Origin of the sequence: Nonomuraea sp. KM88, from assembly GCF_052245635.1 — a bacterium.
In the GTDB taxonomy this organism is placed as follows: domain Bacteria; phylum Actinomycetota; class Actinomycetes; order Streptosporangiales; family Streptosporangiaceae; genus Nonomuraea.
This window is the reverse complement of the sequence record NZ_JBQQCC010000016.1, coordinates 152,929-174,384: the sequence shown is the minus strand read 5'-3', so window position 1 is coordinate 174,384 and position 21,456 is coordinate 152,929. Positions and strand designations below refer to the sequence as shown.

Sequence of the window (21,456 nt, the reverse complement as noted above, 5' to 3'; positions counted from 1 at the left end):
GCAGCCCCAGAGCCGCCCCGGCGGCCCGCCGCCCGGCAACCCGCCTCAGGGCCAGCCGTCCGGCCGGCCTGGAAATCAGGCACCAGGCGCCGGAAACAAGCCGCCGGGCCGGGAGGGGAACCAGCCGCCGAACGCCGGTAACCAGCCGCCGAACGCGGGCAACCAGCCGCCGGGTGCCGGGAACCAGTCCCCGGGCGCCGCGAGTCAGCCGCCGGGCGCCGGTAACCAGCCGCCGGGTGGCGGGGGCCGGCCGCCGAGCGCTGGGAACCCGCCTCAGGGTGGCCCAGGTGGCCCAGGTGGCCCAGGCGGCCCAGGGGGCCCGGGTGGCCGGCAGCCGCCGCGCCCCCTGCACCAGCCGCCGCGTCCGCCCGCGAACCAGCCGCCACCCGCGCAGCCGTTCATGCAGCCGCAGGCGCATCCGGTGCCGGAGCGCACGGCCAAGCCGGCGTCCCGCGGTCTCGGCGACATCCCGATCAAGGTCGTCTACCTGGCCGGCGCCAGCCTCGCGACCGTCCTCGCCGTGCTGCTCGTCTTCGTGGTCTTCTCCGGCGACGTGCCCGCCAACCAGGGGCAGCAGGAGGAGGTGGTCGCCGTCGCTCCCGTGCCGAGCTCGGCCACCCCGTCGGCGACGCCCAGCCCGACCGTCAGCGAGAGCCCGATCGTGTTGCCGCCGGTGCCGGAGAGCAAGAAGTTCCCGGCGCTGTCCGGCAAGGCGGCCAAGGTCACCGGCACCATCACCGACAAGAACACCGGGATCAAGTATCCGCGCCTGGGCTCGCCGTGGAAGGCCAGGGACTTCCCGCCGTTCTCGGTCGCGCAGCGGATCGGCGAGGTGGCCATCCCGCACACGCTGGTCGCCTCGGCGAAATACCCCGCTGACGGGCCGGACAAGAAGCCGTCGTCCAACGCCGACTACCGCGCGATCGCCACGGAGGCGGCCCGCTGGACCATCCGTACGCAATATCCGAAGGGCGCCACGCTCGCGTGGACGGCCTCGCAGAAGATCCCGGTCGGCAAGGGGTGGACGCTCGGCTACAAGGTCACCTACACCTTCGACGGCAAGGAGCAGGTCGCCCAGGCCATGGTGACGGTGGTCGAGGTGGGCAGGACGAAGCCGACGCTGCTCATGGCCTCCATCCCCGAGACGAACAAGGAGCGCTGGCGTGACCTGAGCACCATCGTGAAGCGGGTTCGCCCGCTCTAGGCCAGAAGCATCCTCTAGAATATGGTTCTGGGCATGGCGCCGGACCTGGCTGGAGGATGAGCATGGCGATCGGTTTGAGCGAGGAGCACGGGGCGCTCCGCGAGTCGGTGAGCGGCTGGGCGGAGCGCAACATCCCGGCGGAGCTGCTGCGCGCCGAGGTGGACGGCCGCCCGCCGTTCTGGCCGGGCCTCGCCGAGCAGGGGCTGCTCGGCCTGCACCTGCCCGAGGAGTCGGGCGGGTCCGGCTACGGGCTGCTGGAGACCGCCGTGGCCGTGGAGGCGCTGGCCGAGCGGATGGCGCCGGGCCCGTACGTGCCGACCGTGCTGGCGAGTGCGGTGATCCACACCTCCAAGCGGCACGACCTGCTGGAGGGCCTCGCCGACGGCACGCTCACCGGCGCTGTCGCTCTGGCCGGCTCACTTACCGGCTCACTTACCGGCATCCGTGACGACGACGGCTCCCTGGTCGTCTCCGGCACGGCCGAGCCCGTGCTCGGCGGCTCCCTGGCGGACGTGCTGGTGCTGCCGGTGACCACGCCGGAGGGCGAGGAGTGGGTCGTGGTCGACGCCTCCGCCGCCACGGTCACCGCGCTCCCCTCCCTCGACCTGACCAGGCCGGTGGCCAGGGTCGAGCTCGCGGGCGCGGCCGTGCCCGCGGAGCGGGTGCTCGACGGTGTCGAGGTCGCCGACGTCCGCAACCTGGCGGCCATCGTGCTCGGCGCGGAGGCGGCGGGACTGGCCTCGTGGTGCGTCACGGCCGCCGCCGAATACGCCAAGGTACGCGTGCAGTTCGGCCGCCCGATCGGCCAGTTCCAGGGCATCAAGCACAAGCTCTCCGGCATGCTGGTCGCGCTGGAGCAGGCCCGCGCCACCGTCTGGGACGCCACCAGGGCGGCGGAGCGGGAAGCCGGTCCCGAGGAGCCGGTGGAGGCTCCGGAGAGCGCGACCGCGGGCGCGGCGAAGGAGCTGGAGCTCGCCGCGGCCGTCGCCGGGGTGATGGCGCCCGACGCGGCCGTCCAGTGCGCGAAGGACGCCATCCAGACGTTCGGCGGCATCGGCTACACCTTCGAGCACGACGCGCACCTCTACTACCGCCGCGCGCTCACCCTGCGGGCCCTGCTCGGCCCGTCGTCCGAGTGGGCCGCCACGGTCGCCACGCTCGCCCTGCAGGGCGTCTCCCGCTCGATGGAGATCGACCTGCCGGAGGGCGCGGGCGAGCTGCGCGAGTCGATCCGCGCCGAGATCGCGGAGATCGCCGGGCTGGAGGGCAAGGAGCAGAAGCGGGCGCTCGCCTCGCGCGGCTTCGTCATGCCCCATCTGCCCAGGCCGTGGGGACGCGACGCCAGGCCGCTGGAGCAGGTGCTGATCGCGCAGGAGCTCAGGGCCGCGAAGGTCCGGCTGCCCCAGATGATCATCGGTGCCTGGGTGGTGCCGTCCATCGCCACGTACGGCACCCAGGAGCAGCAGGAACGGTTCCTGCCCAAGACGCTCAGCGGCGAGATGATCTGGTGCCAGCTGTTCTCCGAGCCCGGCGCCGGATCCGACCTGGCCTCGCTGCAGATGAAGGCGGAGCGGGTCGAGGGCGGCTGGAGGCTCAACGGCCAGAAGATCTGGACCTCGGTCGCCCACGTGGCCGAGTGGGGCATCTGCATCGCCCGCAACTCCAGCGAGGGCTCCAAGCACGACGGCATCACGTACTTCCTGGTCGACATGAAGGCCCCGGGCGTCACGGTCAGGCCGCTGACGGAGATGACCGGCGAGAACCTGTTCAACGAGGTCTTCCTCGACGACGTGTTCGTCCCCGACGACCTGGTCGTGGGCGAGGTCGGCGAGGGCTGGAAGGTCGCCCGCAACACGCTGTCCAACGAGCGGGTCTCGTTGTCGTCCGGCTCGGGCGGCACCGGCTCCTCCGTGCCCGACCTGCTCGGCCTGGCCGGGCGGCTGGGCCGCGAGCTGTCGCCCGTGGAGGCGCAGCGGGTGGCCGGGGTGGTCTGCGAGGGCCACTCCATCAACGCGCTGTCGCTGCGGGTCACGCTCAAGCAACTGGCCGGCTCCGAGCCGGGCGCGGACGCCTCCGTACGCAAGCTGCTGTCGACCTCCCATGCCCAGCACGTCTCCGAGACCGCCGTGGAACTGCTCGGCCCGGCGGCGGTGACGGCCGCCGACATGAAGCTCGGCGACGCCGGCTACTGGAACAGGGCGGTGCTCGCCACCCGCGCGATGACCATCTACGGCGGCACCACCGAGGTGCAGCTCAACATCATCGGCGAGCGCATGCTGGGCCTGCCGAGAGACCCGGAGCCCGGTAAGTAACGCATGTGAGTCTGTGGCGGCTACTCTCCCCTGTGCCTGGAATGTTCGAGGACGGGGGAGAGGCGGTGCCGCGGTGGACGTCGAGCGGTCGTCGCCCGTGCCCCCGGCGCCCGCCCGCGCGCGCCTGACGCCCGCCCGGATGGCGCCCGCGCTGCTCGGCGCGGCCCTGGCGGCGCTGGCCCTGGGGCCCGCGCTGGGCTGGGGCCTGGTGCTCCGGTACGACCTGCTCTTCGTGCCCGACGCGCCGCTGCTGCCGGACCGCGGCGGCTTCCCCCGCGCCGTGCCCAGCGACCTGGTCGTGGCGCTCCTGTCCCGGGTGTTGCCCGTGGAGATCGTGCAGAAAGGGCTGCTGGCCGGGATCTTCGTGCTGGCCGCGACCGGCGCGGCGGCGCTGGTGCCGCCGGAGCGCCGGCTGGCCCGGCTGGTCGCCGCGGCCTGCTTCGCCTGGAACATCTATCTGGCGCAGCGGCTCATGCTCGGCCAGTGGGCGCTGCTGCTCGGCGTGGCCGGGCTGCCGTGGGCGGTGCGGGCCACGGGCCTGCGCTGGACCCGCCTGGCGGCGGCGCTGCTCCCCGCCGCGATCGGCGGGTTCCAGGCGATGCTGGTCTCGGCGCTGACGCTGCTGCCGATCGCCGTCGCGCGCCGCAGGGTGCCCGTGGTGGCCGGGATCCTGGCCGTGTACAGCCTGCCGTGGGCGCTGCCCGCGCTCGGCTCGGGCGCGGTGACGGACCCCGCCGGGGTGGACGCGTTCGCGGCCCGCGCCGACGGTCCCTTCGGCGTGCTGGCCAGCCTCTTCTCGCTGGGCGGCATCTGGAGCGCCGACGCGGGGCTGCCCGGCCAGGAGTCGTGGTGGTCCGCCACCACGCGCCTGCTCCTGGTCGCGGCCGGCGTCCTCGGGTACGCCCGGCTCCGCTCCCGCCCCGAGCGGCCCGCGTGGTGGGGCGGGCTCGCCGTGGCGGCCGGGGCCGGGTTCTGCGTCGCCGCGCTGGGGGCGTTCCCGGCGGGGCGGGAGGCGCTCGAAGGGCTCATCGCGCTGTGGTCGGGGTTCGGGCCGCTGCGCGACGGCCAGGTCTACCTGGCGCCGCTCGTCCTGGTGGCGGCGGTCGGCCTGGCCGCGGCCCTGCGGTCGGGCGCGCCGGCGCTCGTGGGGGTCATGGCGCCGGTGCTGGTGCTGCCCACGCTGGCGTACGGAGCCTTCGGGCGGCTGGCGGTGGCCGCGTACCCGCCCGAGTGGCGGGCCGTGCAGCGGATCGTCAACGACGACCCGGCCCCCGGCGCGCTGGTGTCGTTGCCCTGGGGCGCGCACCGGGCCTTCGCCTGGAACGGCGGCCGGGTCGTGCTCGATCCGGCGACCAAGCTCTTCGAGCGCCGGGTGATCGCGGACGACACCCTCGTCGTCGGCCTGCCGGGCGGTGGCCGGTTGCGGGTGCGCGGGGAGGACCCGCTCAACCGGCGCGTCGCCGGGCTGCTGGCCGCCGGTGACTACGCGGGCCTGCCCGCCAGGTACGTCCTGGTGGCGGGGAGCCAGAACGAGTTCTCCCTTGAGCCGGCCGGCTGGAAGACCGTTTTCCGCGGCGAAGAGCTGCACTTGTTGCGGCGTTGACCGGCCGTTTTGTGATATACCGAAGGGTAACTTGCTTTATCACGGTTTGACCAATGTTATGGCTTCAAGGCGGAACAGGTTCTAGTCTCGGCACACTGCGCCACTGACAGGAAGGAGTGCTCTGTTGTTGCGACTTCTCGTGGCCCTGGCCATCGGAGCTCTGCTGGCGGTCGGAGCCTCCGTCGCCGTGGTCAACGTGGCGTCACCCGCCCTGACCCCGCCGAACCAGCCGCTCTACAACTACGGCACCAGGTGATCCTGGCCCCTCGACGGGTCGTCCCTGCTTGATGGCGTCGTACCAGCTCAACAGCACAAGGGTTGGCTTCGCCATGCCCGCACGCCCGCTGTGAGGAGTGACGGTGGTCTTTACCGGTGACCCGGAGGCGGCGGCCCCGCCCGCGCCACGGGCCGGCGGCGAAGGGGGAGAGCGGCCGCTCGCGGGAATCCGCGTGGCCATGCTCAACTTCCGCGAGCCCCGGCAGTCGACCGCCGGCGGCGCCGAGGAGTACGCCTGGCAGGTCAGCCGGTTCCTGCTGGCCCAGGGCGCCGTGGTGACCTTCGTGACCGGCCGGCAGCGGGGACAGCGGCGCGCCGAGGTCCTGGACGGCGTCCGGCTGCGCAGGATGGGCAACCCCTACCTGGTCTACGTGCTGGTGCCGCTCTGGTTGTTGTTCCACCGGCGCCGGGTCGACGCCGTCATCGACACGATGAACGGCATCCCCTTCTTCTCCCCCCTCGTCGTACGCCGCCGCACACCCGTGCTCTGCCTCGTCCACCACGTCCACGACCGGCAGTTCCACGCCTTCCTCCCGCGCTGGCTGGCCAGGATCGGCTGCTTCGTCGAAGGGCCGGTCGCCCGGCTGCTCTACCGCCGCTGCCTGACCGTCACCGTCTCGGAGTCGTCCAAGCGGGAGCTGGCAGGGAAGCTGCGCTGGCTCGCCCCGATCACCGTCGTGCCCAACGGCTGCGCCGAGCCCGAGACGGGCGCGCCGGAGCCGGGACAGGGCGAGCCCACGATCGTTTACGCGGGGCGGCTCGTCGGGCACAAGCGCATCGAGCGGGTCGTCGACCTGGCCGCCCACCTCGACGCGTCGTGGCCGGGGCTGACCGTGCACGTCATCGGGCGCGGCCCGGAACAGGGCCCGCTGGCCCGGCGGATCGCGGACCACGGGCTCCACGGGCGGGCCGTGCTGCACGGATACCTGCCGGCGGCGCGCAAGAACGCGCTGCTCGGCGCCGCGCGCCTCAACGTGACGGCCTCGGAGTTCGAAGGCTGGGGGCTGACGGTGATCGAGGCCGCCGCCCTCGGGGTCCCGACGGTTGCCTATGACGTGGCGGGCCTGCGCGACTCCGTGCGACACGGCGTCACCGGATGGCTCGTGAGCGAGGACGAGTGCCTGGCCGACGTGGTCGAACGGGCGCTGAAGGAACTGTCGGACCCGTGTCGCAGGGCCGAGGTGGCCGGCGCCTGCCGGGAGTGGGCGCGCGAATTTACGTGGGCCCGAACTGGGGCTAGCATAACCGGACTTATCCTGGCGAAACTCCAAGATCGCGGCGGAGCCCATCAGTGACCCAAGCCTCGCCTGGCCTCCACGAAGAGCTCGCGGAGGCCGCCGCCGAGAGCTACGAGATCCGGGTCAGGCACAGGCTGCGGCTCCTCGCCTCCTGCCTCCTGCTCGGCGCCATCGCGTTCAACACCGCGACCGAGAAGATCATCCCCGAGACCAAGCTCGACATGGCGGTCAATCCGCTGGGATTCCTCGGCCGGGCCCTGCACCTGTGGGACGGCGCGTACTTCGGCCACCTGCAGAACCAGGCCTACGGCTACCTCTTTCCCATGGGACCGTTCTACGCGCTCTGCCTCAAGCTGGGCATGGACTCCTGGGTGGTCCAGCGGTTGTGGATGTCCCTGGTCCTCTGCACCGCCTTTCTCGGAGTGGTGCAGCTCGCCCGCGCCCTGCGCATCGGCGGCCCGTACACCCGTGTGATCGCCGGCTTCGTGTACGCGCTCGCGCCGCACGCGCAGGCGCTCATCGGCATCAACTCCTCGGAGTTCCTGCCCAGCGCGGTCCTGCCGTGGATCGTTCTCCCCCTGGTCAAGGGCGCCAGTGGCGAGCTGCCGGCGCGCCGGGCGGCCGGGTTGTCGGCGCTCGCCTTCCTCTTCTGCGGAGGCGTCAACGCCGTCGCCGAGTACGCCGTGCTCGCCGTGCCACTGCTCTACCTGCTGACGCGGCGCGGCGGGCCGGACAAACGGCGGCTCGTCGCCTGGTGGTTGCCGCTCATCGTGTTCGCCTCGATGTGGTGGCTCGCCCCGCTGCTGACGCTCGGCGGCTACATCTTCTCCTTCCTGCCCTACATCGAGACCGCCAGCGCGACCACAGGCGTCACCTCGCTCGTCAACACGTTGCGCGGGACGTCGAGCTGGCTCAGCTTCCTCAACGTGGACGGGCAGACCTGGCTGCCGGACGCCCACCAGCAGTCCACGGTCCCGTGGCTGATCGTGGTCACCGCCGCCGTGGCGGCGGCGGGCATGGCGGGTCTCGCCTCCCGCAGGATGCCGGAGCGGGCCTTCCTCCTCATCAGCCTGCTGTGCGGGGTGGCCGTCATCACCACCGGCCATCCCGGCACCCCCCACCACGAGCTCATGGTGCAGCTGCTGGACGGCCCGCTCGCCGCCTTCCGCAACCTGCACAAGTTCGACGCGCTGATCAGGCTGCCCGTCGCGCTCGGGGTCGCCGGCCTCCTCGCCACGGCGCGCCCGCGCCTGCGCGTGCCCCTCACCGCCGTCACGGCTGGGCTCGTGGGGCTGTCGGGCCTGCCCATCCTGTACGCCGGCCTCGCGCCGGCCGGCGGCTTCACCACGATCCCCGACTACTGGAAGCAGGCCATCTCCTGGGTCGGCCGCAACGCCGGCGACGGGATGGTGCTGGCCGTGCCGGGGGCCAAACGCGGAGAGTACCTCTGGGGGCGCCCGCTCGACGAGCCGATGCAGGCGCTCTCGCAGGTCCGCTGGGCCACGCACACCATCGTGCCGTGGGGGTCGGCCGGCATCTCCCGGCTGATGGCGGCCGTCGACGAGCGCCTGTCCGCCGGTGTGGGGTCCGCGGGGCTCACGGCCACGCTGCGCCGCATGGGGGTGACGTACCTGGTGGTCCGTAACGACCTGGACCGCGCCACCATCGGCACGGCCTGGCCGGCCCGCGTGCACCAGGCGCTGGAGGACTCGCCCGGCATCGAGCTCGCCGCCCGGATGGGCCCGGGCGTGGGCATCGGCCAGTACGGCAAGGCCGCCGCCTGGCTGGACCAGCCGTACCCCGCGGTCGAGATCTACAGGGTGCCAAGGGCCGCGCCGCTCGTCGGCACCGTCGACGCCACCCGCCCCTTGCGCGTCGGAGGAGCCCCCGAGGCCGTGCTCGACCTGGCCGAGCAGGGACTCCTGGACGACGACAGGCCCGTGCTGCTCAACGACGACGACGGGCATGTCGAGGTGCCAGGGCGCGACACCGTGCTGACCGACACGCTGCGCCGGCGCGAGCTCGCCTACCCCGACCTGCGCGGCAACGCCAGCGCCACGCTCACCGCGGCCGAGCCGTTCCGCGGCGCCTCGCCGTCGAACGACATCCTGGACCCGGGATGGGAGCGGTATCTCGCCACGGCCACGTTCACCGGGATCGCGGGCGTCACGGCGTCCAGCTCCGAGGCGGACGTCACGGCGGCGCCGCGCAGCAGGGAGCCCGGCCACCAGCCGTTCGCCGCGCTCGACGGCGACCGGCGCACCAGCTGGCGCTCCACCGGCTGGAACGGCGCTGCCGGCGAGTGGATCGAGGTCGCCTTCACCGAGCCGCTGGAGGTCGCCACGTTCCAGGTCTCCTTCGAGCACTCGGCCATCAGCCCCGCGCCCGCCGAGGTGGTGGTGGAGACCGGCACCGGCGCCCTGCGCCAGAAGGTCCGGGCCACCTCGGACGCCCAGGAGCTGGTAATGCCGGCGGGCCCGGCCGACCGGTTGCGCCTGAAGGTGGTGGCCACCGCCGGCGAGCCGGAGCGCGGGCTCGGCGGCCGGGTCGGGATCACGGAGCTGACCATTCCTGGGGTGCACCCCACCCGCTCGATCACCGTGCCGGACCCGGACCCGGACCCGGGCACGGGCACGGGCACGGTTGGCGGGGAGCCCGCGGCGGTCGCGTTCAGCAGGACGGGTGACGTTCCCGGCTGCGTCAGGGGCTCGCTCGCCTGGAGTTGCGCCGAGGGCCACGAGGTCCTGGGCGACGACGGGCACGGATTCGACCGCTCCTTCACCGTCAGGAAAGACGGCTCGTACGAGCTCTCCGGCCGTACGGTGCTCACCGAGCGCACGGCCATCGAGCGGCTGACCACGCTGCCCGGTGACGCGGTGAAGGTGCGGGCGTCCTCGACGGCGGTCGAGCACGGCGCGGCGGCCGGCCGGTGGGCGTTCGACGGAGACCCGAAGACCGCGTGGTTTGCCGACCCGCTCGACCCGAAGCCCACGCTGAGCGTCGAGCTGGCCCGTAAGACGCGGTTGTCGCACATCCGCGTCGTCACGCCCGACTCCTACCTCGGGGCGCCTCCTGTTCGCGTGACGATCCGCGCCGAGGGCGGCGTCAGGCAGAGCTGGGTGGGCCAGGGCGGCATCATCCGCTTCCCCGCCATGGAGGCGAAGAAGGTCGAGCTGGAGTTCGGGGCGTCGGGCGGCCGTCCCGTCGAGATCACCGACGTCTCCTTCCCCGAGGTTCGCCCGCTCGGCGCCCTGACCGGCTTCCCGCTCCGCGTGCCCTGCGGGTTCGGGCCGACGTTCACCGCCGGTGGCGAGACCGTGCACACCAAGATCGTCGACGGCTCGCTGAACGACGTGGTCACCGGCAGGCCCGTCGCGTTCGAGAGCTGCGAGCCGCTGCGGCTGGAGGCCGGCCAGGCGCGGTTGTCCCTGCGGCCGGGCGACGCCTACCGCGTCGAGTCGGCGATCGTCCGCCACGAGGACGGCGGCCAGGAGGTCGCGCCCGTGGAGACGAGCGAGGTGGCCGTGACGTCGTGGGCGGACGGGGAGCGGGTGGTCCAGGTCGGCGTCACGAAGGACTCCTACCTGGTCGTCAACGAGAACTTCAACCCCGGCTGGCGGGCCAGGCTGGGCGCCGTCGAGCTCAAGCCGGTCCGGCTCGACGGCTGGCGGCAGGCGTGGTTCCTCCCGTCGCATGTCGCGGGCGCGGTCACGCTCACGTACGAGCCCGACTCCCGCTACCGCGCGGGGCTGGCCGCGGGCGGCGCTCTGGCGCTGCTGGTCGTGCTGCTGGCCCTGGTCAGGACGGCACCGCCCGCGCGCCACCGGGCTCTGGTCCGTCCAGCACGCCTGCGCGCCGCGCACCTCGCGCCGTTCGCCGTCGCATTGGGCTTCTGGACCGGCGGACCGGTGGGCGCGGGCGTCGCGGGCGCCGCCTACGCGCTGGGGACGTGGTCGCGGTCGTTGCGCGCGGCCGAACACGCGCGCGTGCCGCGGTGGCGGCGCCTGCTGACCGGGCCGCCGGGCGGCGTCGCCCTCTTCATGGCCGCCGCGGTCCTGGTGGCCGCCGGCGCCGGCGGGTACTGGCCGCAGCTCCTCTGCCTGCCCCTCCTCGCGCAGTTGCTCGCCGAGATCCCCGCCAGGCGGGCCGCGCGGACGTCCGAACGTGCCGTACCCGCCGCCGCGGGCGGCCCGGCCATGATGAGCGTTCCGTGAGCCGGACGGCCGAGCCGCGCACCGGGATGGTCATCACCGTCCCGGCCCCGATCGCGCGCACCGCCGCGGCGGCGTCCCGGTGGGCCGGGCGGCACGGGGTGCTGCTGGCCGCGCTGGTGCTCGTCGGCGCGGCCATGGCGTGGAAGGCGGCCATCGCCCAGCACGCCTACTTCAAGGAGGACGACTTCGAGTTCGTGGCCAGGGCTGTGGAAAACGATCTCTTCTTCGACTACCTGACCCGGGTGCACTTCGGGCAGTTCATGCCGGGCGGTTTCCTGCTCGCCTGGCTGTCGGCCAGGCTGGAGCCCTTCGGCTGGGGGTACGCGGCGGGCATGGTCCTGGCGCTGCACGCCTGCGCCGCCCTGGCCGTGCTGCGCATGCTCCGCGTCGTGTTCGGGGCGCGGCCCGCGATCCTCGCGCCGCTCCTCGTCTTCCTCGTCGCACCCGTCACCGTGCCCGTGCTCGTGTGGTGGGCGGCGGGGCTCAACACCGTCTTCCTGCAGATCGCCCTGCCCATGGCGGTCGCCTCGCACTGGCACCACCTGCGGACCGGCCGGCTGCGGCACGCCGTTGCCGCCGCGCTGTGGGTGTTGTTCGGGCTGCTGGGCTTCGTCAAGGGTTTCGCGCTGCCGCTGGTGTTGTTCGCCCTCACGGCGATCTATCACGGCGGTCTCCGCCGCGCGCTGCGCGGGCACCTGGCGGCCTGGTCGATGCAGCTCGTCGTGCTGGCGGGCTTCGGCGCGCTCTACGTCCACCGGTCGTCGTCGGCGCCCGGCACCGGGGCACTGCCGATCTTCGATCAGGCGGCGGGCTTCCTGTGGGAGCTGCTGGGCAGGACCTTCGCCACGACCGTGCTGGGCGGCCCGTGGCGGTGGTTCGCCGGCAACGACTGGGGGGTCGCCTCGCCGCCGCTCCCCGTCGTGATCGCCTCCCTCGTGACCCTCGCGGCCATGGTGGCGGTCACCACGTACTATCGCAGGCGCGCCGGCCTGGCGTGGGCGCTGCTGCTCGGCTACGTGCTCGTCGCCGACGCCCTTCCGGTGCTCTGGGGCCGGGTCCACCTGCTCGGCTCGTTCGCCGGCACGGACACGCGCTACGTCGCCGACGCCGTCCCGCTGGTCGCCCTCGTCGCCGGGCTCGTGCTGCTGCCGCTCCCCGGCGAGGCGGAGCCTTACCGGCGGGCGCTGCCCGCCAGGGAACGGGTGAGCGGGGTCTGCGGGGCGGCGCTCGGGCTGTTCGTGGGCGCGTCGCTGGTGTCGGTCTCGGCCTTCGCGGGGCACCTGGGCGCGGAGCGGCGCCACCGCTACATCGAGACGGCACGCGCCGAGCTGGCCGGAGCCGCGCCCGGCACGGTGATCTACGACCGGCTCGTGCCGCCCGACGTGCTGCCGAGCAGCTACGGCGCCTACAGCCTGACGTCGAAGGTGCTGGGCGCGCTGGCCCCGCCGCGGCTCAGGGCCACGATGCAGGCGCCGCCCGCGGCGCTCGACGGCATGGTCTTCGACGACCAGGGCCGCCTGCGGCCCGTGGACGTGCGGGGCGTCCCGCTCGCTCCGCGCACCCGGGACCGGTGCTGGCCGGTCACCGGCGGAACCGTCCAGGTGCCGCTGGACAACCGCGCCAGCCACCCGGAGGGCACCCTGGTCAGGCTCGGGTACGCCGCCCGCGCGGACACGAGGGTCACCCTGTGGATGGCCGACCGCGCCACGGACGTGGCGCTGCGGGCCGGCCTCGGCCGGGTGTTCGTGCTCGCAGAGCCGGGCGCCGACCGCATCGTCATCGACGACCTGCCGCCGGGCGTGTGCATCGGCGACGTGACACCGGGACAGGCGGTGCCGCGACCATGATCGTCATGAGCCGCAGGAACCTCGCGCTGGTGCTGGCCGGCGTGGGCGCCTTCCTGCTGACCCTCATCCCCCTGACCCGCCTGTACGTGGCCGCCCAGGTGCTCAAAGCGCCGCTGGAGCAGCAGAGCATGACCCGGTCGGTGGCGGAGTCGGCGACCTACCTCGACCCGGCCACGATGCGGCCGGTGGTGGGCGAGCTGGTCCGGACCCGCTGGCTGATCGGCGACGTGCTGGCCGGCGACGAGGACCGCGCGGTGTGGGGCGAGTCGGTCTCCCTGGCCACGCGGGAGGAGGAGCGGCTCCACTACCACGAGCGGCGCCTGGCCTTCGACCGCCGCACGGGCGCGATCGTCAACTGCTGCGGCGAGTACCTGGACGAGGACACCACGATCCGGCAAACCGGCCAGGCGTTCCGCTGGCCCTTCAACGCCGAGCGCCGCGACTACACGCTGTTCGACCTGCGGCTGCGCGTGCCGGTCACGGCCGCCTTCGACGGGGTCGAGCGGATAGGCGGCGTCGAGACCTACCGCTATGTCCAGCGCACGCCGCGCCGGCTGGTGCCGGGCGAGACGGCGCCGCTGCCGCGCCGCCTGGTCGGGCTGCCCGGCAAGGGCGACGTCGGGCTGGGCCGCTACGCCGAGATCCGGCGTACGTACTGGGTCGAGCCGGTCAGCGGGCAGCCGGTCAGGACGGTGGAAGAGGTGAAGGAGACGCTGGTCACGGCCGACGAGCGGGGCCGGCTGACCGCGCTGGACGCGACGTTCCGCACCAGCGAGGCCGACGTCGTGGCGGCGCTGGACACGGCGGCGGCCTACCGCCGCTGGATCCTGCTGCTGGGCACGGTCGCGCCGGTGGGCGGCGGCGTGGCGGGCGCGGGCTGCCTCGTGGCCGCGCTCCTGCTCATGCCGCGGCGCTCACCTGCGGCGCAGGACGAGGAGCAGGTTCCAGGTGACCAGCTCGCGGACGCCAGGTAGGTGGACGACATGCCGGGCCCAGCGGGGATGGTAGCGGGGGACCGCGTCCAGCAGCTCGGCGTCGGGGCAGCGCCTGGCCCAGGCCAGCGGGCGGGCCACCCCGACGGCGAACATGCTCTCGCCGTAGACGTTCTTCGGCCGCCTGCCGTGCCTGCGCGTGTACCGCCGGGCGGCGTAGTGGCCGCCCAGGTAGTGCCAGGGGGAGGTCTCGTGGCCGCCCCACAGCGAGAGCCACACCGTGTACGACAGGTAGACGATCCCGCCGGGCCGGGTGACCCTGACCATCTCGGCGGCCATCCTGAGCGGGTCGGGGACGTGTTCCAGCACGTTGGACGAGAAGCACACGTCCACCGAGCCCGTGGCCAGCGGCAGGTCGAGCGCGCTGCCCAGCACGGCGTCGCGCGGCGGCCGGCCGTCGCGCAGGCGCATCTCACCCGCGTCGCAGTCGACGCACACCGGGCGCGCCCCCGCCGCGCGCAGCGCGTCGGCGAAGTAGCCGGGACCGCCCCCGACGTCGGCCACCGTGGCGCCCGCCAGCTCCGTGTACGTGCCGAGCTGGGCGACGGTGTCCATGGCCAGCGTGCCGTAGAAGAAGTCCGGGTTGCTCTGCTCCAGGCGGAAGGCGCGCAGCAGCCGGACGGACCTGCCGAGATCCGCTCGGAACGGTGCGGGGGTGTCCACGGCGCGGAGCCTACCAACACCGAACCCGCCTGCCGGCCTGCCGCGGGCGGGCCCGGCAGAGCCGACACGGCAGTCCGTTCGGGGCATCTCTGACGCAGCGGAAGGAATCGACGATGACGGAAGGCGCCAGGAGCTCCGAACCCGTGCGGATCACGCTGCCCTCGATCCGCACCGGGCCGATCGTGGGCGTCGGCCTGCTCCTCGTCCTGGTCTCGCTGATCTTCAGGGCCCACGTCCTCAGCAAGGCGTACTTCGTCGAGGACGACTTCCTCTTCGTGGCCGGGGCCGCCGACAGCGGGTTCACCTGGGACTACCTGACCCGCGTGCACAAGGGCCATCTCATGCCCGGCTCGCTGGCCCTGGTGTGGCTGCTCACCTGGGTGGCGCCGTACAGCTGGGCGCTGGTGTCGTTCGTGACGCTCGCGCTCCAGGCGGCCGCCTCGATCGTGTTCCTGGTGCTGCTGCGGCGGCTCTTCGGCGACCGCGCCGTGGTGCTGGCCGCCCTGGCCGTCTACGCGTTCGCGCCGCTCACCGTGCCCGCGATGAGCTGGTGGTCGGCGGCGCTCAACGCGGTGCCGCTGCAGCTCGCGCTGGTCGCCGCGCTCGCGGCGCACGTCAGGTACGTCCGCGAGGGCAGGGGCCGCTGGCACGCCCTGATCTGGACCGCCGCCGGGATGGCCTGCTCCACGAAGGGGGTGTTCATTCCCTTCGTCGTGCTGGGGGTCACCAGCGCCTACCTCGGAAGGGGCCTGTGGCTGCGGGCGCTGGGGGCAGAGCTGCGCAGGCCGGTCTGGTGGGCGCACGGCGTGCTGCTGGCCGGGTACGCCGTGCTCTACCTGCTGCGCCGCGACACCGCCGGCCCGGACGCGCTGACCGGGCCGAAGGCCGAGGTGGTGCCGGGGCTGCTGCGCAGGTTACTGGGGGAGACCTTTCCCACGGGCGCCGTCGGCGGCCCGCTGCGCTGGGGCGGGCTGACCTCCACCGGCGGGCTGGCCGACCCGGCCCGGGCCACTGTGATCGCGGCATGGGTGCTGCTCGCGCTGCTGGTCGTGGTCACGTGCGTGTACCGCAGGCGGGCGTGGCGGGCCTGGGCGATCCTGGCCGCGTACGTCGTCGTGGCCGACGCGATCCCCACCACGATCGCGCGGGCGACCGCGTGGGACCTCGTCGGCGCGGAGACCCGGTACGTCGCCGACGCCGCGGTGTTGTTCGCCCTCTGCCTGGCGCTGGCCTGGCATCCGGTCGAGGGCGAGCAGGACGCCCGCCGCCGGCCGGTGGGCGGCGGCCTGTCCATGGCCGCGAGCGTGCTGACCGTGGCCGTGCTCGTCGCGTCGCTGGTCTCGATCAACGCCTACGGTGATACCCTCAGCGGCGACAAAATCAGGAAATATATGGACAACGCGCGGGCCTCCCTGGCCACCGCCGCGCCGGAGACCGACATCTACCCGCGTCCCGTGCCGCCGGAGGTCGTCCTGCCGTGGAACGGCGCCCGCAGGCTGACGTCGTACGCGCTCGCGCCGCTGGCCGATCCCGGGCTCCGGCGGCGCATGCGCGACCCGCGGCCCTCGGCGAAGCCGTACGTGTTCGACTCCACGGGCAAGCTCGTCCCGGTGGGCCGGGTGGCGCCGTTCTTCGACGCGATGAAGGGCGAGAAGTGTTTCGCGAAGGACAAGGTCTTCCCCGTCGAGTCCCCCGGCGGCCCCGGCATGGTGGTGGCCCTGGCCTACACCAGCCCCCGGCAGGTGCACGTGGTGGTGGATCTCGGCGGCGCCGAGCGGGCGGCCACGCTGCCGGCAACCGGCGAGACGGGCGCGCTCTACTACGTGCCGCACGACGGGGCCGGCAAGGGCATGCGGATCAGCGCGGCGGGCGGCCAGGGTCAGGCGTTCTGCCTGAGGGCCGCGGCCTTCGGGGAGCCGGGGCCCGCCCCGCCCGCGGCGTGAGGGACGAACCGGATCAGCCGCCGGGCGGGCTCCTCCACGTAGCGGTGCGTGAGCCCGGCGAGGGCGACGGTCAGGGCGCTGATCGCGACGAGGTTGAGGACGAGGTCGCCGGTCCACGGGCGCTGGCCCGTGAAGTCGTACCAGAGGTAGATGACCACGAACTGCCAGAGGAAGACCCCGTACGAGATCCTGCCGAGATAGCTCATGACCCGGCCGCCGAGCAGCCCGCCCAGCCGGGTGGGCCGCTGGGCCTCCAGCGCCGCGGGCGCGACGAGACAGAAGGCGACGAGCGTGTAGAGCGCCTGCTCGGAGAAGGCCGTCCAGATGCCGCCCAGGCCGACGAAGCGCGGCCCGGTCACCGGGGTGGCGGCGATCAGGTAGGCGAACCCGGCGATCAGCCACAACGTGCCCCACGAGCCGGCCAGGGCCGCGCACAGGCGGCGCACCCGACCGTCCTCCGCCCTGGCCCAGACGGTCAGGACCGCGAGGGCCATGCCGGGCACGAAGAACGTCCACGAGCGTGGCAACCACACGTTCATCCAGGGGCGGTACTCGGGGAAGTACTCGAAGATCGTGTACACGTACGACAGGGCGCCGAAGGCGGCCAGCCCGATCAGCAGGCGCCTGGCCCTGGCCCGCAGGTCGGCTCCCGCGCGCAGCGCGAACCAGCGCAGCGCCGCCGCCATCAGCGGGAGCGTGAGGTAGAAGGTCAGCTCGACCGCGAGGCTCCACATCTGGCCGAGCCCCTTGGGCCCGAGGCCGTACCACCATGGGGCCAGGTCGTAGATGTGCACGAGGAACGCCAGCTGCGCCCACGTCCACGGGTCGGACCGGTGGGCCCCGCCCCACAGCAGGAGGGCCACGGCCACCACCAGCCAGTAGGCGGGGATGATGCGGAAGAAGCGCCGCCACAGGTAGCGGCGCGTGTCCGGGGGCCGCTCGCCGGTCAGCACCTCCGCCGCCCACGGGCGGTAGAGCAGCAGGCCGGAGAGCGTGAAGAAGATCGGCACCCCGATCTCGCCCCTCGACAACACGCCGCCGAGGAACCCCGGCTCCAGCGCCGTTCCCGCCTCCATCGCGACGTGGAAGAGCAGCACGGAGAAGGCGGCCACGGCGCGGATGCCGTCGAGCGGGGCCTGGCGGCCGGAGATCACCGGCAGCCGCGCCGATGTAGAACCTGTTTCGGTCACGTTTCCGCATCCCTGGTGACGATGGTCACTCCCCGCAATAACATACCGGCGAGTAGAAACTTGGTTTCAGTACTTAACCACCCAGACAGGCGTCCGTGCACCTGGCACATGGAGGGTCGATGAACCGGGTCGTCGTTGGCAGCGTCCTCATCGCCGTCGGGGCATTCCTCGTCGTTCTGGCTCCCCTGGTGCGCTTCCAGGTGGCGCCCGCGCTCATGAGCGCCGCAGGCGACCAGTACGGGATCAGCAAGCTGCGGGCGACCGGCGCACAGTACTTCAGCGTCGCCGACGGCAAGGTGCTGACCGCCGACCTCGACATCATCGTCACCACGCGCGGAGACGTGAAGGAGGCGTCCGGCGACCGGGTCGTGTGGGACGAGTTCACCGCCGTGAACGACGTCACCCACGGCAAGCCCGGCATCGACTTCACCGAGCGGCGCAGCGCCTTCGACAAGCGCTCGGGCGTCGGGCTCAACTGCTGCGGCGTCAGCATCGACAAGGAGCCGGTGGAGCTGAAGGGCCAGATCTACAAGTTCCCGTTCGACGTGGAGAAGAAGAGCTACATGGTCTTCAACTCCACGGCGGGCAAGGCGTTCGAGGCCAAGTTCGTCGGCGAGGAGCAGGTCGGCGGGCTGAACACGTACAAGTTCGAGCAGGTCGTCCCCGAGACCGAGACGCAGACGCTCACCGCGCCCGCCGACTGGTTCGACATGGGCGAATCCGGCGACGTGCAGCTCGACCGCGTCTACTCCGGCACCAACACCTTCTGGATCGAGCCCACCACCGGCGCGCCCGTCCGCCAGGAGCAGCAGCGCGACGAGGTGCTCAAGAGCGACGACGGCGTCGAGCGCTCCAAGGCGTTCGTGGCCACGGCCAAGATGACCGACGACACCGTCGACGGGCTCGTCAAGGACGCGAGAGAGGGCAAGAGCCAGATCGACCTGATCAGGGTGACGCTGCCCGTCGTGCTCGGCGTGGTGGGCGTCGTGCTGTTCGTGGCGGGCCTCCTGCTGACCCTGCGCGGCCGCAGGACCTCATGAGCCAGGGCGTGGTGGCTCGTCCCCGGGCGGCCACGCCGGCGCTGGCGCTGGTCAGGGCCGCCAGGCCCCGCCAATGGCTGAAGAACGTCCTGGTCCTCGCCGCCCCCATGGCCGCCGGGGTGCTGGGCGAGCCGCGCGACCTGCTCGCCGCGCTGCTGGTGCTCGCCGCGTTCTGCCTGGCCGCGAGCGGCTCGTACCTGATCAACGACGCCTCCGACGTGGCGGCCGACCGGCTGCATCCGCGCAAGCGGCGGCGGGCCGTCGCGGCGGGAGCGGTGTCGGTGCGGGCCGCCCGGGTGACCGGCGTCGCGCTGCTGCTCCTCGCGCCCGCCGTCGCCGCGCTCACCGGGAGCTGGAAGCCGCCCGCCGTGGTCGCCGGCTACCTCGTCCTGACGTTGTCGTACACGCTGTGGCTTAAGCACCAGGAGGTCGTGGACCTGATCGCGGTCGCCGGGTGCCACGTGATCAGGGCGTACGCCGGAGCCGTGGCGGTCGACGTGCCGGTGACCGGGTGGTTCCTGGTGGTCGTCTCGCTGGCCGCGCTGCAACTGGTGGCGGGCAAGCGCGAGGCCGAGCTGCGCCTCGTGGAGGCGGCGGGGACGCGCGCGACGCTGGCCGCCTACTCGCCCGCCTACCTCGCCCAGGTGCGGACCATGTGCTCGGGCGCGATGATCGTGACGTACTGCCTGTGGGCGCTCAACGCGCACGACGACCTGTTCTACGGGCTCAGCATCGTCCCCTTCGTCCTGCTCGTGCTCCGGCACAACCTGCTGGTCGAGCGCGGGGGAGGCGAGGAGCCCGAGGAGATCGCCCTGCGCGACCGGCCGACCCTGCTCTTCGCCGCCGTGCTCGTCCTCCTCGTCGGCCTGGGGATCTACGCGTGACCACGTTCCTGACCGGCTGGGGGCGTACGGCGCCCACGCCCGCGCGGCTCGCCAGGCCCCGCACCGTCGGGCAGCTGCGCGAGCTGGTCGCGTCCGCGCCGCGCCGGGGCGTGGTGGCGCGGGGCCTCGGCCGCTCGTACGGCGACGCCGCGCAGAACGCCGGCGGGCTCGTCCTCGACTGCACCGGCCTGGACGCGTGGCACTTCGACGAGGGCGGCGGCCTGGTGACGGCCTCCGGCGGTGTGAGCCTGCACACGCTGATGACGGCGCTCGTCCCCAGGGGCTGGTTCGTCCCCGTCAGCCCCGGCACGCGGCACGTCACCGTCGGCGGCGCCGTCGCGGCCGACGTCCATGGCAAGAACCACCACCGCGACTCCTCGTTCGGCGCGCACGTCCGCTCGCTGACCCTGGTGACCGCTGGCGGCGAGGTCCTGACCCTCCGCCCCGGCCACCCGCTCTTCTCGGCCACGGTCGGCGGCATGGGGCTGACCGGGGTGATCGCCGAGGTCACGTTCGGCTGCGTGCCGATCGAGACGTCCATGATGCGGGTGGACGTCCAGCGCACCGCGGACCTGGACGAGACGATGGCGGTCATGGCGGGCACCGACGACCGCCACCGCTACTCGGTGGCCTGGATCGACCTGCTCGCCCGGGGCCGCCGGATGGGGCGCAGCGTGCTCACCAGGGGCGATCACGCGACGCCCGCCGAAGTGGGGCAGGCGTCGCCGTTCGCGCCCGGCGCGCTGGTGCGGGCCCCCGCGTGGGTGCCCGGCGGGCTGCTCAACGGGCTGAGCCTGCGCGCGTTCAACGAGGTCTGGTACCGCAGGGCGCCGCGGCGCAGGACCCTCACGCAGGGCATCGCGCCGTTCTTCCACCCGCTCGACGGCGTCGAGGGCTGGAACCGCATGTACGGCCCGCGCGGCTTCGTCCAGTACCAGTTCGCGGTGCCCTTCGGCGCGGAGGAGACGCTGTGCGGCATCGTCGCGACCCTGTCGGAGCACGGCAGCCCGTCGTTCCTGACGGTGCTCAAGAGGTTCGGGCCAGGCTCGGGCGGCCTGCTGTCGTTCCCCATGCCCGGCTGGACCCTGGCCCTGGACCTGCCCGCCGGCGGGCGCGGGCTGAGCGGCCTGCTGCGCGGCTTCGACCGGCGGGTGGCCGAGGCGGGCGGGCGCGTCTATCTCGCCAAGGACGCGCGGCTGGGCGCTGCCATGATGGCGGAGATGTATCCCGAGCTGGAGCGGTGGCGGCGGATCAGGGACGAGGCCGATCCCGCCGGGCTGTTCCGCTCCGACCTGGCCAGGAGGCTGCGGTTGTGAAGAACGCTCTCGGCGGGGTCGACACCGTGCTGCTGCTCGGCGGGCGCAGCGAGATCGGGCTGGAGATCGTCAGGCTGCTGGCGGGGCTGGGCGCGAGCCGGGTGGTGCTGGCCGCGCGGGGCGGCTTCGACCCGCCCGACCTCGGCGCGGAGGTCCATGTCGTGCCGTTCGACGCGCTGGACGTCCACGGGCACGGCGCCGTCTTCGCCAGGGCGACGGAGCTGGTGGGCGACCTCGACGTGGTGATCTCCGCGTTCGGCGTGCTGGGGACCCAGGAGCGCTACGACGCCGATCCCGTGGCCGCCGCCGAGGCCGTGGCGGTCAACTACGGCGCGCACGTGTCGGCAGGGCTGCACGCGGCCAGGGTGCTGCGCGAGCAGGGCCACGGCACGCTCGTGGTGCTGTCGTCGGTGGCGGGCGCGCGCGTGCGCAGGGCCAATTTCGTGTACGGCTCGGCCAAGGCCGGGCTCGACGGGTTCGCGCAGGGGCTGGGCGACGCCCTGCACGGGTCGGGCGCGAGGGTGCTGATCGTGCGGCCGGGCTTCGTGATCGGGCGGATGACGAAGGGGCTGGCGCCCGCGCCGTTGTCCTCGACGCCGCGGCAGGTGGCGCTGGCCACGGTGGCCGCGCTGCGTGACGGATCGTCCTCCGTCTGGGTGCCGCGGGCGCTCGGGCCCGCCTTCGGCCTGCTGCGGCTGCTGCCCCGCCCTCTCTGGCGCAGGCTGCCTCGTTAG

General features: G+C 73.4%; 15 protein-coding genes. 13 read left to right on the top strand and 2 right to left on the bottom strand.

The genetic code is table 11. From position 1 onward, the window contains the following. Positions 1 to 400: 400 nt before the first annotated feature. From ACTWPV_RS37495 to ACTWPV_RS37460, 8 genes are all read left to right on the top strand, one after another. Positions 401 to 1,204: a hypothetical protein gene (locus ACTWPV_RS37495; protein ID WP_443155418.1), complete on the top strand. Its 804-nt coding sequence runs from the start codon at positions 401 to 403 to the stop codon at positions 1,202 to 1,204. 62 nt (positions 1,205 to 1,266) lie between these two features. Then, complete coding sequence (locus tag ACTWPV_RS37490; protein WP_443155417.1) at positions 1,267 to 3,516, top strand: acyl-CoA dehydrogenase; 2,250 nt, start codon at positions 1,267 to 1,269, stop codon at positions 3,514 to 3,516. Positions 3,517 to 3,589: 73 nt separating this feature from the next. Continuing rightward, entirely contained in the window at positions 3,590 to 5,119 is a 1,530-nt protein-coding gene (locus ACTWPV_RS37485) for a hypothetical protein (protein WP_443155416.1), read from the top strand. Between the two features lie 124 nt (positions 5,120 to 5,243). Next, the gene (locus tag ACTWPV_RS37480; RefSeq protein WP_281284010.1) at positions 5,244 to 5,375 is read left to right on the top strand and encodes a hypothetical protein; all 132 of its coding nucleotides are present in this window, start codon (positions 5,244 to 5,246) and stop codon (positions 5,373 to 5,375) included. 103 nt (positions 5,376 to 5,478) lie between these two features. Beyond that, entirely contained in the window at positions 5,479 to 6,690 is a 1,212-nt protein-coding gene (locus ACTWPV_RS37475; protein WP_347643350.1) for a glycosyltransferase family 4 protein, read from the top strand. Continuing rightward, on the top strand, positions 6,687 to 10,847 hold the full coding sequence (locus tag ACTWPV_RS37470; RefSeq protein ID WP_443155415.1) for an alpha-(1->3)-arabinofuranosyltransferase: 4,161 nt from the start codon (positions 6,687 to 6,689) through the stop codon (positions 10,845 to 10,847). The genes ACTWPV_RS37475 and ACTWPV_RS37470 overlap by 4 nt, the downstream gene beginning before the upstream one ends. Next, positions 10,844 to 12,694, top strand: a complete 1,851-nt coding sequence (locus tag ACTWPV_RS37465) for a hypothetical protein (RefSeq protein WP_443155414.1) — start codon at positions 10,844 to 10,846, stop codon at positions 12,692 to 12,694. Before ACTWPV_RS37470 ends, ACTWPV_RS37465 begins: the two co-directional genes overlap by 4 nt. Positions 12,695 to 12,699: 5 nt before the next feature. Beyond that, on the top strand, positions 12,700 to 13,668 hold the full coding sequence (locus ACTWPV_RS37460; protein ID WP_443155413.1) for a DUF3068 domain-containing protein: 969 nt from the start codon (positions 12,700 to 12,702) through the stop codon (positions 13,666 to 13,668). Here the strand turns inward: ACTWPV_RS37460 and ACTWPV_RS37455 are convergent. Then, the gene (locus tag ACTWPV_RS37455) at positions 13,609 to 14,349 is read right to left on the bottom strand and encodes a class I SAM-dependent methyltransferase (protein WP_443155412.1); all 741 of its coding nucleotides are present in this window, start codon (positions 14,347 to 14,349) and stop codon (positions 13,609 to 13,611) included. The genes ACTWPV_RS37460 and ACTWPV_RS37455 overlap by 60 nt on opposite strands. A 113-nt stretch (positions 14,350 to 14,462) precedes the next feature. On the opposite strand from ACTWPV_RS37455, the gene ACTWPV_RS37450 reads away from it, so the two are divergent. After that, positions 14,463 to 16,292: a hypothetical protein gene (locus tag ACTWPV_RS37450; RefSeq protein WP_443155411.1), complete on the top strand. Its 1,830-nt coding sequence runs from the start codon at positions 14,463 to 14,465 to the stop codon at positions 16,290 to 16,292. Here ACTWPV_RS37450 and ACTWPV_RS37445 read toward each other — a convergent pair. Continuing rightward, positions 16,229 to 17,482: an acyltransferase family protein gene (locus tag ACTWPV_RS37445; protein ID WP_443155410.1), complete on the bottom strand. Its 1,254-nt coding sequence runs from the start codon at positions 17,480 to 17,482 to the stop codon at positions 16,229 to 16,231. The genes ACTWPV_RS37450 and ACTWPV_RS37445 overlap by 64 nt on opposite strands. Positions 17,483 to 17,601: 119 nt before the next feature. On the opposite strand from ACTWPV_RS37445, the gene ACTWPV_RS37440 reads away from it, so the two are divergent. Genes ACTWPV_RS37440 through ACTWPV_RS37425 form a run of 4 tightly spaced genes read left to right on the top strand, consistent with a single transcriptional unit; the run spans position 17,602 to position 21,456 of the window. Next, positions 17,602 to 18,522, top strand: coding sequence for a DUF3068 domain-containing protein (locus ACTWPV_RS37440; protein WP_347643357.1), 921 nt, complete (start codon positions 17,602 to 17,604; stop codon positions 18,520 to 18,522). Then, positions 18,519 to 19,406 (top strand): decaprenyl-phosphate phosphoribosyltransferase, encoded by an 888-nt coding sequence (locus ACTWPV_RS37435; protein ID WP_347643358.1) that lies wholly within the window; start codon positions 18,519 to 18,521, stop codon positions 19,404 to 19,406. The genes ACTWPV_RS37440 and ACTWPV_RS37435 overlap by 4 nt, the downstream gene beginning before the upstream one ends. Next, positions 19,403 to 20,722: an FAD-binding protein gene (locus ACTWPV_RS37430; protein ID WP_443155409.1), complete on the top strand. Its 1,320-nt coding sequence runs from the start codon at positions 19,403 to 19,405 to the stop codon at positions 20,720 to 20,722. Before ACTWPV_RS37435 ends, ACTWPV_RS37430 begins: the two co-directional genes overlap by 4 nt. Beyond that, positions 20,719 to 21,456 carry an SDR family NAD(P)-dependent oxidoreductase gene (locus ACTWPV_RS37425; protein WP_347643360.1) on the top strand — a complete coding sequence of 246 codons (738 nt, stop codon included), beginning with the start codon at positions 20,719 to 20,721 and terminating at the stop codon, positions 21,454 to 21,456. Before ACTWPV_RS37430 ends, ACTWPV_RS37425 begins: the two co-directional genes overlap by 4 nt.